The 15,068-nt window shown below is 53.0% G+C and carries 10 protein-coding genes and 1 other annotated feature; all 10 genes read right to left on the bottom strand.

Features of this window, described 5'->3' with window-relative positions; translation table 11 throughout:
- Positions 1–53: 53 nt before the first annotated feature.
- Positions 54–212, bottom strand: a complete 159-nt coding sequence (locus BLT35_RS27700; RefSeq protein WP_254777652.1) for a TGS domain-containing protein — start codon at positions 210–212, stop codon at positions 54–56.
- A gap of 127 nt (positions 213–339) precedes the next feature.
- Positions 340–579, bottom strand: a binding site (T-box leader).
- Positions 580–751: 172 nt separating this feature from the next.
- Positions 752–1,933 (bottom strand): acetyl-CoA C-acetyltransferase, encoded by a 1,182-nt coding sequence (locus BLT35_RS23610; protein WP_175472050.1) that lies wholly within the window; start codon positions 1,931–1,933, stop codon positions 752–754.
- A 181-nt stretch (positions 1,934–2,114) separates the two neighbouring features.
- Entirely contained in the window at positions 2,115–3,446 is a 1,332-nt protein-coding gene (locus BLT35_RS23605) for a phenylacetate--CoA ligase family protein (protein ID WP_062408327.1), read from the bottom strand.
- Positions 3,447–3,464: 18 nt separating this feature from the next.
- Entirely contained in the window at positions 3,465–4,373 is a 909-nt protein-coding gene (locus BLT35_RS23600) for a uroporphyrinogen decarboxylase/cobalamine-independent methonine synthase family protein (protein WP_074729917.1), read from the bottom strand.
- An 18-nt stretch (positions 4,374–4,391) separates the two neighbouring features.
- On the bottom strand, positions 4,392–6,449 hold the full coding sequence (locus BLT35_RS23595) for a hydantoinase B/oxoprolinase family protein (RefSeq protein ID WP_074729916.1): 2,058 nt from the start codon (positions 6,447–6,449) through the stop codon (positions 4,392–4,394).
- Between the two features lie 14 nt (positions 6,450–6,463).
- The gene (locus BLT35_RS23590; RefSeq protein ID WP_074729915.1) at positions 6,464–8,653 is read right to left on the bottom strand and encodes a hydantoinase/oxoprolinase family protein; all 2,190 of its coding nucleotides are present in this window, start codon (positions 8,651–8,653) and stop codon (positions 6,464–6,466) included.
- A complete protein-coding gene (locus BLT35_RS23585; RefSeq protein ID WP_054818571.1) occupies positions 8,650–9,021 on the bottom strand; it encodes an acetone carboxylase subunit gamma in 372 nt (123 codons plus the stop codon). Before BLT35_RS23585 ends, BLT35_RS23590 begins: the two co-directional genes overlap by 4 nt.
- Positions 9,022–9,024: 3 nt before the next feature.
- The gene (locus BLT35_RS23580) at positions 9,025–10,989 is read right to left on the bottom strand and encodes a hydantoinase/oxoprolinase family protein (protein WP_074729914.1); all 1,965 of its coding nucleotides are present in this window, start codon (positions 10,987–10,989) and stop codon (positions 9,025–9,027) included.
- A gap of 233 nt (positions 10,990–11,222) precedes the next feature.
- On the bottom strand, positions 11,223–12,980 hold the full coding sequence (locus BLT35_RS23575; protein ID WP_175472049.1) for a PucR family transcriptional regulator: 1,758 nt from the start codon (positions 12,978–12,980) through the stop codon (positions 11,223–11,225).
- The gene (locus BLT35_RS23570) at positions 12,977–15,037 is read right to left on the bottom strand and encodes a hydantoinase B/oxoprolinase family protein (RefSeq protein ID WP_074729912.1); all 2,061 of its coding nucleotides are present in this window, start codon (positions 15,035–15,037) and stop codon (positions 12,977–12,979) included. The genes BLT35_RS23575 and BLT35_RS23570 overlap by 4 nt, the downstream gene beginning before the upstream one ends.
- Positions 15,038–15,068: the final 31 nt, after the last annotated feature.

The following is a 15,068-nucleotide window of genomic DNA, read 5'->3' as shown; positions in this document are numbered from 1 at the left end:
AGTCGTCCAAGTCACTTGAACGGGCGGCTGCCCAAATTAACAAAGTGACATTTTTACAGATGAGTTATGGTGACATTTTCACAGCATATTGACAGTGTAATGATTTCGACCAGACCATCCTCTTCAATCGGCTGGTTTACATCGACCAGCTTGCCATTGATTTTTCCTGCCACGGCTTCTTTCTTCAATCTTGCACTGACGGACTCCGCCACTTGCTCAATAGTTGTGCGCGTTCGTATTCCCGAATGGCTCCATCGGGTAGTGTCACTTTTATTGCCATTAGAAACCCTCCGTCATCCATTTGATCTTTATTTTGAACGCAAAAAAGCGCACTTGTCCGAAAGGGACGAGTGCGCTCGTGGTTCCACCCTAATTTGACTCGCAAAGAAGCGAGTCCTCATTCGTTTCTATAACGGGAATACCCGGCGAAGTTTACTCTCAAGGATGTTAACCCTGATTTCCATATCGCAGCTACAAGGTGGTAAATCCTTAGGATCACCGAAGAGGCTTTCAGCCGATGACCTCTCTCTCTCTGGTCGGATCTCGTTAAGAATTCTTGCCCTTGATTACAGCTTTTATTTTTCACATATAATATCGCTTCGAGTTTATCATGTCAAGCCAACACGATTCATTTGCAAAAATAATAACAGGAGCAGCTCACTTTCATGCTGATCCATCGGATGACAAGGATTTGTTAGAACATACGTTTCTCTCTACTGGATTTATCGTGCCCTCCTCTACACGGTCCGCCTCATACTCGCTCCCAAATTGCCGCGATGCCTTGCCCCCCGCCAATACAAAGGGATGATACGCCAAATTTCTTGTTTCTGCGCCGCAGCTCGTACACAAGTGACAATGTAATTCTCGCACCGCTTGCCCCAAGCGGATGCCCTATCGCGATGGCCCCTCCGTTCACGTTGCCGAGCTCCGGATCGAAGTCAAGCTCCTTCTGGCACGATAAGTATTGAGCGGCAAAGGCTTCATTGATTTCGATCAGATCCAGAGACTGTATAGACATGCCTGCACGCTTAAGTGCTTGCCGAATCGCTTCTACCGGGCCAATGCCCATGATTTTCGGCTCTACGCCGACAATTCCCCATGAAACTAATCGAGCGATGGGTTTCAGGTTGCTTCTTTTGATGCCATCCTCCGATGCGATGACCGTCATGGCTGCACCATCGTTGATACCGCTTGCGTTGCCGGCTGTGACGACCCCGTCCTTCGTAAAACGAGCAGGCAGCTTTGCCAGCGCCTCCATGGTCGTTTTCCGTGGATGCCCATCCTGATTCACCACCGTATCGCCTTTACGAGATTTTATGATAACCGGTACAATTTCCTCCGCAAAAACACCCTTCTCGATGGCCGTTAACGCTCTCTCATGACTGCGGAGGGCAAAGGCGTCAACTTCTTCTCTGGTGAATCCATATTTGACGGCAAGATTTTCTGCTGTCATCGCCATCGTACAATCGCCATAAGGATCGTAAAGCGCCTCCCACAGATAATCCTCCATCGTTGATTTCCCCAGCGGAATGCCCCACCGGGCGCCTCGAACAACATGCGGCACCTGACTCATATTTTCCGCTCCGCCGGCTAATGCCAAGTCGGATTCACCAAGCATGATCGATTGCGCCGCATTCACGATCGCCTGCAAGCCCGAGCCGCATAGGCGATTGACTGTCAGGCCCGGCACGTGCTTGGGCACGCCCGATTTTAATCCAGCGTGCCGGCCCATATAAATCGCATCCGTACTCGATTGAATGACGTTCCCGAGGACGACCTGGTCGATCTCTTCAGGAGCCACATTCGCCCTTTCCATCGCTTTCTTAGCGCTTTCCACTGCAAGTTCTATAGCAGAGACATCCTTAAAGGTGCCTCCAAAATCCCCGAAGGCGGTGCGCGCCCCGTCTATCAAATACACCTCGCGGTTCACCATGCCTTTCCTCCTCCGATATGGAATTTCCCCTGCAGTACGCAGGGAATGCGTTTCGCGTATTTCGCCACTCCGCCATCAACAGCATAATCCAGTAATAAAAGCTGCATCGTCGATTGTGATTAAGAAGGCCGACCAACGAGATCGTTCGGTGTCGCGACCTTCTTAATCACTTGCGAAGCTGTTATTGCGAAGAAACTTTTGGGCGCTCGACAAGCTTCCGTTTCATCCCGCCCTGCGCAGCCAATGCACCTTTTTCCACCCATTCGATATGGGCTCGGAACACTAGCTTCTGGCGGATCGCGAGCTCTATGTCGAGTTTTAATGCTTCCAATTCTCCCGCATCGGGTTCGTACTCTACCTGAATTCGTACAGGAGGCTGTACGTTCGGGCCTGCTCCGTCCGCAAATATCCGTATTTCCCCAGTGGTCCTCGGCCTGAAGGAAGAAACGACATCCGCTACGGCGGACGGATATACATTTACACCTTGTACAATCAGCATGTCGTCCGCCCGGCCTACGCAGCTAATCCGTATGCCTGTTCTACCGCAATCACACGTTCCGTCGCCCACCACTTCCACAAGATCTCCAATCTTAAACCGGATCAACGGAGTACACTCACGATGAATAGCTGTATACAGCAGTTCACCGACTACACCCTTTTTCGCCTCGATCACCTCTCCAGTGAGCGGATCGAGCAGCTCCGGAATGATATAGCCTTGACCGAAGAAATGCATGCCGTCTTGGCATTCACATTCGCTCCAAATGACAGTACAAAAGTCTGCCGTTCCCATGCAGTCGTATACTTTCGCGCCCCACGTTTCTTGAATTTGGCGTCGGACGTCGGGCAAGCCGGCACCCGGCTCCCCGCCCAAACCAATGTTCTTGAGCCCTATGGATCGAGGATCCAGACCGAGCTCATCTTGGGCAAGCCGAGCCAAATAAGTAATAAACGAAGGGGTGGAGATCGCGAAGTCGGCGCCTGTGATTTGCAGCACGCTCAGCGTTCGCGCCGGTTCGTTGTTTCCGCTCGGAAGCACCGCCGCCCCGAGATGCTGCAAGCCTTCATAAAAGCTTAAGCCTGCGATCCACCAACCGAACGTCAACGGCACCCAAGCCCGGTGCTCGGGCCGGCAGCCCATCGCCCACATGCAGCGGGCGACCAGATCCCGCCACATCTCCCGGTCTCGCGCCGACGCTCCAACAAGCGTAGGCTTCCCTGTAGTGCCCGAGCTCGCGTGAATGCGTCCGATTTGTTTCCAGTCGACGCACGCATGACCGCCAAGCGGAGGATACAATTCCTGACTCATTCGAACCTCTTGTTTCGTCGTAACGGGAAGCTTAGCAAGATCGGAAAGCTTGAACGTTTCTGCATCGATTCCCTTGAACTTCTCTTGGTACATCGGCGAATGTTTCAACACCCAAGAAAGCTGCTGGCGCAATCTGCTCTCCTCCAGTGAATGAAGCGAACCCGGTACGCTTGTTTCCAGATCTGGGGCCCAATAGATCCGATCCATCGGATCACACCTCCTTGATTATGGATTAATCAGCATTTTCCATTGGTCGACGCGGCTTTGAAATTCACGTGCCGTTACTCGCCCGAACCAATCCGATTCACTTGTAAAGAGCAGACAACCAGGTTCCTGGGCAAATGCGCGCAGCGCAGCCGCCTTATCCGGTGTTAACGGATCGTTACCTACTATGGCCCCGTACGTGCCCACGGATTTCAGCGCATCCGAAAACTTCGGAGAATGGATCGGGTCGATGCAAGGGATGACGCCCCTGTCCGCATCAAGCACCGTATCGAGCCAAAGATCGGCGGAACCGGCCAGATGCAGCGCGGGAATGGATTGATAAAATCGAATCGTCCCCCAGATCGGCGCCGTTACAGCGAGGTATTCGTCGGTATCCTGCGGAGGGTGCTCGCCAGCCTCTGCCAGCCAAATCAAATCTGCGCCGCTTTCGCACACCACGCGAGCCATGCGAAGCACAGCATCTGCAGCCTTGTCCAGCGCGACACCCCCGGCGTCCGAAATCCGCCGCGGCCCTTGAAGTGCCACGGCCACCGCCGCTTTGTCTCCGAGCATCTGCTTCAACCGCTTGACCGTCTCTACCAGCACAGGCATCCGCCCCCCAGAGGCGAGGGCGGGATCGCCCTTGAACGGATAGGAGTTCGGACGAGGTGGATATACCGACCAATCCAGTTGCGCCCCGAACGCTTCCCACTCGATGTTCGATCCTGATTCCACAACGACCACGTCCAGCCCCAGCGCCCGCTGCAAATCGCGCAGCGTATTAGCCATCTTGGTCGAATTGCTCAAAAATTCCCTGGGCGAGAGACCCGCCATTTCGCCGGCCGCAGCGCAGACGAGCGGGGCGAGGAGCTTCCGCCCCGCCCGTCCGCCCGTCAATACGGTATTCAACAATTCTTTAGGAGAGGACATGAGTCAAGTGCCTCCTTCTTACATTCTCATCATCATGTCGGTCGATTGACCTTCCGGCCAGGAGCCGAAAGAGTGCAAGATTTCTTCCGCAGGCTTTAACTTTTCCCATTCCTTAATGAATGCAGAGTACGGTTTGCCGCGGCCTCGGCGAGCGGCTCTCTCCTCGTTCCGGAGACGGTTGGTCGCTTCCACGTCGACCTTATGCGCCCTTTCATCAAAGATGACCTTATACATTTCGGCGGCTGTTTCATTCGTGATAATTTGGTTGATGACGTCTTCTCCGACCGATTCCGGATCGGCTTCAAGCGGATCTCCGTAGCCGGCGCCGCCTGCGGAGAAGCCGTATGCCATCACGTCGCCTTCGTTATAGGGGCGAGCGGATCGGCCGAAGAACTCAATCTCCCAGCTGCCTTCAATCCAACGCTCCGTCAGTGTTTCTTTCACTTCCAGACGATGACTCGTTCCTTCCTTCATCTTCTGCACGACATCCGCATTATGGATGCCGATGCCCGGTACTGTGCAAGGCGCATACCCGCCGAACAAACCTTGCGGCGTCTGTACCTTCGAGTTGTCGGCAATTGCCATAAAGAATACTTGCGGGACTTGGTGCGCAACCCACATCTGAGCGGTGCCGACGCCACCGCGGTTTTTGCCATGGCCGCAAGAATCTTTCCAGTGCTGCGAGAGCGGAATGAGCAGCGGGAATTCGTTCTCCATGAGCTCTACGTTCGGAGCGCGGCCGAAAGGGCACCACGGGAACCCGAACGCATTCATCCCTTTGAGCGCGGGGCGACCGCCCTGGCCCTCCGTGTTGATCGAGTAGGCAATCATGTCCGCGAACGGCAAGCCCCATTGTGACAAGCCGGCGATCACCATCGCGTTGCCGGCATTAGAGGACGAGGCTACAACCTTGTCGGCATCCTGCGTGCAGAACATCATCTTGGCGAACGCATTCGCGCTGGCGGACATGACGCCCGTACAGATCATGACCGCATTGGAGGTCGCCGCCTTCGGATCCGGATTCAGAATGGTTCCTTTCGGAATGCGAAACTCGATCGGCTCAAACGTGGCGCTCGAGATCGGCAAATCATAGAACACGTAGGAATAAATGTAGTTGGCCACGTGACCGACAACAGCCTGCACATGAGCATGATAGCTTGAATAGTTTTCCGGCGACGTCCCCGTGAAATCGTAGATCAGTTTGTCGCCTTTCTTCTCAAGCGTCAGTGACGCATTGCGGATTAAGCCGTGCTTTACCCCTACCGCGTCGGAGAACGTAACGCAGCGGAATTTGCCGTCCGGCCAGGATGCCAAACGTTTTGTCGCGCCTTCCTTAGCCACCTCAAGCATTTTTCTCAGCAGGCCAACGACGAATTCAGTGCCTTCACGGTCCGCAAGCTCGATCAGGCGCGTTCGTACCCGGTCCGCAGACGTCGCCCGCGCCTTCAAATCTGTCACCATCATCTGCGGCGCGCGAATGCCGTATGCCGTGAACACTTCAATCCAGTCCTCCCGAAGCTCGTGATTCTCTCCGATCTTCACAGGCGGGAGACCAAGCCCTTCTTCGAACCTCGAGGTTGCGGATACAGGCATTCCCCCCGGCTCAATCGCTCCGGTCTCGGTCATATGGCTCGCCGCTCCGGTCCAAGCGATCAGCTTGCCGTTGTGGAACACAGGCGTGATACAAACCATGTCCGGGTTATGGATACCGCCATAGAGCGCGTCGTTTGCAAACCAGACGTCGCCGTCGTTGATACCCGGGTTTTTACTGTAATTCTTAATGATGTATTTGATAATAATCGGCTGAATGATGGCGTGAAGATAAGTGCCCGCCGCGGAGTTGACCAAATCTCCGTTCGCGGTAAAGATCGCTAGCATAACGTCGCCGGACACCCCCATGTTCGAACGCGAGGAACGCTGGAATACCTCTAACGCTTCATCTACGATATCGTTCGTCCGCTGATAGCCGATTTCGTAATCCCCTGGAGAGAGTGTCTCCATCGCCGCAATTTCTTCGGGCGTAGCTGGCTCCATTTTAATCATGGTCAGTTTCTGTTCCGGTGTAGGCATTGGCATATCGACTTGCCTCCTTATCCTTGATTCGCTGCCGTACCTGAGAGGGCCGGCACACGTTCTTCATCCCGTTCCATGATGCCAAGTCCGTAGGGGTCAACGCTGTACTTAAGCCCCGGCGGAACGACGACAGTCGTATATTCGGACTCAATAACGGCCGGTCCGTTCACGATGTGACCCGGCTGCAGCTTCATCTGATCGTACACCGGCGATTCCGCATGATCCGTCAGCTCCGGCCAGTACATCGACCGATGCTCTTTCAACGCGATCTCCTTGCCCACCGTTGCCGGAGGAAGTACCGGAAGATGGAACGGCTGGGACGGTACGGCTGCCTTCAATACGAACGATTCGATGTATACGCCGCCCGACAGGTTGATGACATGCGGACTGAACGCTTCGCTGAATTCTTTTTCAAACTGCTTATAAAACCTCCAGAGATCCTCGTCATTCGTAATATGGAGACCTGGCGTCGAGGTACGCTTTGAGTTGATTTGTCCGCCGTAGAGCATATCCAGCTCCAGCGTGAAGACAGCCTTGTTCGTATCGAGCCCTTCCGCGTCAAGCTCCTTCTTCGCCTGCTCGAGCAAAGAGTTCACCGTCGTATTGAATTCTTCAAAGTCAAGCGCCGGCTGCTCCGTCATCGGAGCGATGAACGGCATCTTTCTCGACGTCTCATACACGTGCATCGTGTCCATGATCGATGAACCGAATGCGCAGAATACAGGTGAGTATGGGAAAATGACGACCTTCGGAATCTCATCCTTATATCCCGCCGCATGCGTTGCGCCGCCGCCTCCCATCGCAAAGATCGCGAAGTCGTCCGGGCGATAGCCCCGCAGTACCACCTCTTTGCGGATGGCGGAAGCCATCTTCTCGTCAACGAGCCTCCGGATTAAGGAAGCGGCTTCCATGACGGAAAGACCTAGCGGTTCCGCTATCTTCTTGCGAATCGCACGTTCCGCAGTTGCCTTATTCAGCTTCATTCGGCCGCCGAAATAATAATCCGGATTCAGGTAGCCGAGCACCAGATCCGCATCGGTCACCGTTGGTTCGGTGCCCCCGAGGTTATAGCAAACAGGTCCAGGGTATGAACCTGCAGACTGCGGTCCCACTTCCAGACGGTTGCCCAGCTGCTGATTGATCCATGCGATCGAACCGCCGCCTGCGCCGATCGAAATCGACTGCAGCATGTTCGCGCTCACCATCCAGCGATCGACGACCGGATTAAACTCATAGTTTCGAACGCTGGATTCCATCACGAGTCCGATGTCGAAGCTTGTGCCGCCAACATCGGCCGTGACCGCGTTTTTGATCCCAATTTTGTCCGCAACGAACTGCGCCCCAACAAGGCCGGATACCGGACCGCCGTTGTATGTCTTGCTCGCCGTCGTCTTGAAGACGTCCGCGCAGCCGCCGGTATTATGCACCATCATGAACGGCCCGCGGTACCCTTTCTCGCGCAATTTATCCCAAGTACCGGACAGCTCGATCTGCATGGAACGCTGCAGGTAGGCGTCGAGTATCGCGGTATTTGTTCGCTCATATTCGCCTAATCGGCTCACGACCCCGTGTGACAAAATGACCGGTAAGTAACCAACGTGGTACTCTCGGTACTCCTCCCGAATGATTTCCTTGATCCGCTTCTCGTGCGACGGGTTGACAAACGACCACAGCAGCGATACGACGAAGGCACGGGCCCCCCGATCGACGAGCGTCCGAACCTTGCGGCGGACGTCGTCTTCATCCAGCGGTCGGATGACCTTGCCCTTTGCATCGATCCGCTCCTTCACCCCGACGATCATCTCACGATCGACGATCGGCTGCGGCTTCTGTTGAATCGGCAGGTTACGCCTTTCCGCTAGGCGCGTGCCGTCGATCCACTGTGCGCCGCGTCCGATGTGAACCGCATCCTCATGACCTTCGGTCGTAATTAAACCAAGACGCGGACCCTTTCGCTCAATGAGACGATTCATGGCAACGGTCGTCGAATACCGAACGATATCGAAATTCGGGAGAATTTGATCTGCTGTCTTATCAAAGTGCTTCGCCCCTTCTTCAATCGCCTGAATAAAGCAAACCGATAGATCATAGGGAGTCGTCGGCACTTTGCGGAAAATTTGCGTACCGTCATAGGTCATGACCATATCGGTAAACGTACCGCCTACGTCTACGTCAATCGTATTGCGAGCTGCGTTTGGATTCGTCATATCCTGCTCACCAGCCTTTTATCGTGGATTTCCAATTCACCTTTCTGAAGACGCTGCTTCAAGCTGTCGATATCGATCTCGATATCGTGGGTGATCGGGTGCCCCGGAGGTAAATATTCCGTCTCAACCTGTGTACCGCAGCCCGGACAATAAAACTCCAATATGCGCATCCAGTTCGGATCCGGAGAGAACGTATACTCTCCCTCGATAACCTCCTTGTGTACCTCCCTTGGATCACGGTTATACACCAGCAGACCTTCCTTGTAATTTTTGCGGGCAGAGATCAGAGCGTGCTCGCATCGATTGCAGTGCCACATCTCTGATTCGAGATCGATATCCAAGTATTCGGTAATGATCAATCGCTTCATGACTTACGCGCCTCCTTTGGTGAACACGGCGTTGCCGTATCCGTCAATCTGGACACCCCAGCCCGGGATGACCATGCAAGAAACGGTTTCGGACTCTAAACAAGCCGGACCTGTGAACGAACTTCCCCTCTGCAGCTGCTCCCAATCGTAAATCGGCGCATGATCGGCCTGCTTCGGCCACAGCATGGTGCGGCGCTGGTCCGTTTTCGCTCGCTGCGAGCTTATATCCACGTGCGGCAGCTCAAACTTCGATACCGGGGACAACCCTTTGACCGAGACACGTTCGAGCGTCGAGCCCGAACGGCTTTCAGCGATTTCTTGGAACCCTCCGTTTAACGCTTTCTCGATGGGGAGCTGAATGACCTCCGATTCGTCACTGTTCTTTGCAATGATGAATTCCACGCTCAATTCCGCGTCGGCGGCAGACAAGCCCTCGCCTTCCAAATCGCGGAGCACGCGTTCTTGGCCGAGTGCAACGAGCTTATACACCTCTTGAACCGAAGCTTTGTTCAGCGGCTGATACGGCCATTCCTCGTGAATGTGACAGATGTCGGATACAGAGGAGCCAAAAGCGGAAAGTACGGGACCGAGACCGAATACGTAAGCGTTCTTCAGGTTCAGCTTGTCGGCCACGCCGGAGGCGAAGTTGGAGCCGTTACCGCCGAATGAGAACAAGCTGAAACCTTCCGTTGTATAGCCGTATTCCTTGAGCGTTTCGTTGCAGCAGTCGGTCACCATCTCCATCGCTCTCTCGACAATGGCCTGAGCCGCTGCTTCAATACTGATATTGAGCGGACCGGCCACCTGCTCTTGAATCGTTCTGCGCGCTTGCTCCATCTGAAGCCGCCGGCGTCCGCCTAAGAAACGGTCCGGATTCATCGCACCGGAGACAAGAAACGCATCGGTAAGCGTTGCGGATTCGCCGCCAAGGTTATAGCACGCAGGTCCGGGGTAAGCGCCCATTGACTCTGGACCGAGAGTTACCCTGCCGTTCTTTACACGGGCAATGGAACCTCCGCCAAGCGCGATGGAACGAAGCAAGATCCACGGCGTTTTCAGTGGAATACCGAACAAATCACCATTCGGGACGGTGATGACTTCCCCGTTAAGGATCAGTCCGATCTTGGCCGTCGTACCGCCTACATCAACAGACAACACTTTATCCAAGCCGTATCGCTTGGCAAAATACGACGCTGCGTGAAGTCCGAATACCGGACCGGATTCGGTTGTATCCACTCCCTTCGTCTTTGCTACTCGCGCTACCCCGCCATTCACGTGACCGATATAAACCGGCTTGCGATATTTGTGCTGAAGAAGAAGTTCGTCCTCCGCTTTAAACAAAGCTACTGCGAGCGGAGTATGCACATACGAATTGATGAGAGACAGATGGGTTCTTGTCTGGCTGTCCGGGTGGTGCAAAATATCGCTTCCTAACAAGACGGGGACAGCACCCAAATAGTGGTCAGGGAACTGCTCATCCACGAGCTTCTTAATACGCTGCTCTATAGACGGGTCTTCGAAGGCGCCCTTCAAGCTGACGCAAATGCGCCGAACCCCTTGCTCGAGAAGCGCTCTTACTTTGCGAAGAACTTCTTCCTCCGAAATCGGCTCGCTGATCTGTGTGATGTTCTCAGGTGACAGTACTCTATTTATCGCCGGACTTACTCCATTACCGTACAGATCCGTTCCATGACCTTCGCTGATGAGGAGACCAAGCTTCGGCCCTTTTCCCTCCGCAAGTACATTCGTTGCGATCGTACTTGACCAACGAATAACCTTCACATCGGCAAAAAAATCCGTCAGGCTCTCGTAACCAAGACGATTGGCTCCCTCTCGAATGCATTCAAAAAAACAAACGGTAAAATCATGTGGAGTTGTATCCACTTTCGTTGCGATAACCTGCCGGCCGTCGCTGAACAGACCATCTGTCAACGTTCCGCCGATGTCGATATCGACTGTATAACGCATACTGCACCTCCCAAAGGCGTTGTATTTGAATACGCTTACATCCTACCTTTCGGCGCGATTTCTTCATAGATATCTTGAAGTACAATTACCGCTGTCTCCAAGGTATAAACTTCTTTGAAACAAAAACAACCCTTTCCGACATCTTACCGGGAAGGGTTGTTTGAGACATCAGTCTTATTTCACCAAGCAGTCTTCGTCAGTCACTAGCATAAGCCTCGTCGTGTAAATTCCGCCTATAATTCCAATATCTCCATTGCACGCAGTGCGAAATCCAGCTTGAAGCGTTCGTCAGGGTGGCTTAAGTCAGCATCCAGCATTTGCGAAATTCGTTTTAGCCTGTATTTCACTGTATTGATATGAACGAAACAAAGCTCCGCCGCCTGTTGAATGCTTCCGCCGGTGCGAAGATAATGCATTAATGTGGACAGCAATTCGTCGGATTGTTTCTTTTCAACGCGCAAGAGCGGCCCCATCGCTTTATGAATGGTATCCTCTAATGATGCTCGATCCGTGTTCAACAGCAACCGGTATACGCCTAGGCTCTCGTAATAAACGACCGTATTGTGCTTTCCCCACTTCCGTGAGAGTGCCAAGCTTCGACGAACTTCGTCGAAAGCGTTTCGTAGATCCTCCACATCCCGAAATGAACGGCTTACACCCAGCAAGATCGGAATGTCGTTGGCCCGCAAACGATCGTAAATCGCCTTGGATACAGCCTTCTCATCCGCATCGAAATCAAGAAGAATGACAATCGTCTCGGCATATACTCCCGAATAAAAGGCACAGTTCATTCCGCCTGCAGCACTCTCGATCAGCGATCTCAGTTCACTCATGCTTCTGTCTGTCTTCTCCGGTTCAATGATGATGATTTTGTTCATCTTTTGGATGTCGCAGCCCTGCAGCCGTGCCTGCTCCAAGGCCGATTCCGTACTGGAGTACTGTCCCGCGAGAAAGGCTTCCAGGAAGGACGGCCGTTGCTGCAGCGTTTGTTCGAATTGGTAGAAATAGGAAAGTGTCAGAGCTACTCCCGCCATTTGAATCGTATGGGCAGTCTCTTTAGGTAAAGGTGGAAGCACACCCCTCCACAACAGATAACACCATACACTCGATCCGCTCTGCAAAGCAGCTAACCAATAAAGCTCCCTCGCGCCGTTGGATGAGCTTTCCAACGTAACGGGGATCATATCTCCCGACTGTACCCGCCGAATTGCATGCTGAAAAGAGGGACGATCGGCGAAAGCCGGGTCCAATCGACGCTCCTCCAAAGACCGGATCCAAGCCGTCTCTAAAGGCACGGGTGGCGTGTACGACGCCAATAATCGCAGATCTTTATCCAATAGAAGGATCGGCTCTTTCAGAAGCTCGCCAAGCTTTCCGACAATGGGATCAAAGCCATCCACGACTGCATTGAGATCTGCGAATTGTTTTTGAAGCGTGAAAAGCCGATCATATTTGCGTTTAAGCTCTGCCGCTTCATTACGGGTTTCCTGCAGGAGGTTAACCATCTGCCTTTCGCGTTGGTACAGCCAACAACGATTGGCCGCCAGGTACAATTGGGCCGATAAGTCTTCAAGCATCTTCCGTTGTAATGGCGGCTTAGCATCATAAAACAGCCCGATCATTCCGCTCAAATCTCCATGCCGATCGACGGGGATGGTCACGCACGCTCGAATGCCAAGCTGAAATCCGGAAGCAAATTCCCTAGTTACCTCTTCCGCTCCATATTCTGCATATTCCCAGCTCCCTCTCTCCAACCAACGACGTAGATCCGATACAGTAGGCTCCGAAAGAGGACCTTCAAATTGAAATATCGTTTTACCCGTGGGTTCTCGAAAAACAATCGCAACGCAGGGGCTGCCGCAGATACCGGATATGACCTTCACAGCATCCTTTAATAACTCCGATAACCGCGTTTGACGGCTCCATTGTTCTCCCAACGAATCATATGAATAGGCGAGCACGGCTTCTTCCCCTCCCCATCGGCTAATCACATGCGGATAACGTCTCGATTCGGTGAAGCATCCGGCCAATTCCCATAGTAACGCAATAACTCCTCCGAAGGCCGAAGCTTCTCCCAATCACGCATAAATCTGCGGTAAGGCAATCCCTTTTGACAACGATAAGCCCTTGCTTCTTTTCGCCGCTCCGTCGTCCGTTCGTCATCCAGTTCAAAGGTAAGCGGGTCGTACGATACCAGATACACCTGATCCGCAACCCATTCGGAAATGATACCTTGTTTGATATCGGCCAGCACGCTGTGAGCCTCTCGCTCTAAAACATCTCCATAGCCAGGTCCCCCGGAGGAAAATTCAACGAAAATATCTCCCCGTTTCAAAAGTTGAACGGGACGATAATGCGTAGTAAGCATGTATTCGCCTGAAAGGCTTCGGTTCATGATCAGATCGTGGATGTCATGTAAAATCTCTTGGTCGCCTTTCTGCCATCGAGCGAATAAATCGGTATTTCGAATAACGATTCCCGGAATCACCCGAGGAGGGTAGCCTCCAAACAATCCTTGTGTAGTGTGAAGGCGCGAATTTTTGGAAATGGACATTTGTGCCAAGTGCTCTACATGGTGCGGCGTAACCGCCATCTGCGTTCCGGATCTGCCCCTGTATCGACCAAAGCCGCAGCTATCGCGCGCCAGTTTCTGCGTAATGCATATAATGGGATAATCGTGCTCCTCATCCTCTACATTGGATGCTCTGCCCGAGGGGCACCAAGGAAAACCCATCGCGTCGACCCCATCGGAATCCGCCTTCCCGCCTCCGCCTTCCGTGTTGAGCGGATACGCCAGCATATCGGAGAAAGGTACGTTCCACTGGCTCAAGCCAGAAATGACATAGCCGGAACCTGTATTTCCCATGGCAGCGCTTACCAATTCCCGTTGGGGACTATCGAACATCATTTTGCTAAAACAGTTCGGCAAAAGCGACATGACGGCGCTGCCGATCATGACGGAATTCGAGGTAGTTGCCTCGGAACTCGGAGAAAGCGCTGTTCCTGGCGCAAATTTAAATTCGCAGGAGGCCAGCGTGCCCGACGATCTCGGGAGGTCGTAAAACGGCCAGCCGAATAAATAAATGGCGGCATGCGCCGCAGTAGCATGCGGAAAGGCATGATACGAGCCTTCATGCTCGGGAGAGGTGCCGTTGAAGTCGAAGACGAGGCTGTCTTCGAACTTTGTCAACGTGAGCGAAACGCGCTGCAAGCCCTCTTCCAAGCCAATACTGTCGGTAAACGTCACTGCTCGATAAATTCCGTCGTTCCATCCTCGAATCCGAGCTCTTGCACTGGTCTCCGCTTCAACCAAAATTTTTCGGAATAATCCGGTTAAAAAAACGGCTCCTTTAGCTTGAACTAGCTCCTGAATCCGAATTCGCACTCGGTCACATGCGCTTACCCGTGCCCTTAACTCAATCATGAAGGTACGAGGGGATCGCGATACATAATTCTCCATCATCTGAAGCAAATCCGGCCGCAATTGATAACGCTCCCCGATTCGGAAAGGCGCCATCTTCATCCCTTCGTCAAATCGGCTGCGCGCTGTAACGGGCATGCCGCCGGGTTCTGTCGCCCCTGTTTCTCCCGTATGCGCGGTCGCTCCGGTCCAAGCTACCAACGTACCATTATGAAAGATAGGCATCATAACGATTTGATCCGCATTGTGTACGGCTCCGTATAAAGGATCATTGCAGAAATAGAAGTCCCCTCCCCGAACGGTCATTCCTTGACTGTGGCGCAATTTTCGCATGATATATTTAATCGGAAACACAGAGCTTACCACATGCAAATAACTTCCTACGTTACATGCGACCAAATCCCCCTCCGGCGTGAACAATGCAACACCGACGTCTCCGGCCATGGCCAAGTCGGAGATCCCGCACCGAACGAACATATCCATGGCTTCCGACAGGATTAGATTCAATTTTTGCTTATAGACCGCGTAATCTACATCGTCAATACGTTCAGAGCAATTGATTTCATAATCCGACGGAATTTCAGGCTTTAACCATCCCAATAACTCTCTTTGATCGACGATAGTCATCCGGTTCACCCCTATGTATAGCTAAAAATCA

The sequence above is a fragment of the Paenibacillus naphthalenovorans genome (genome assembly GCF_900099895.1).
GTDB classification, from domain to species: domain Bacteria; phylum Bacillota; class Bacilli; order Paenibacillales; family NBRC-103111; genus Paenibacillus_G; species Paenibacillus_G naphthalenovorans.
Note: the sequence above shows the minus strand (reverse complement) of the source record. Positions and strands in the feature narration are given on the sequence as shown.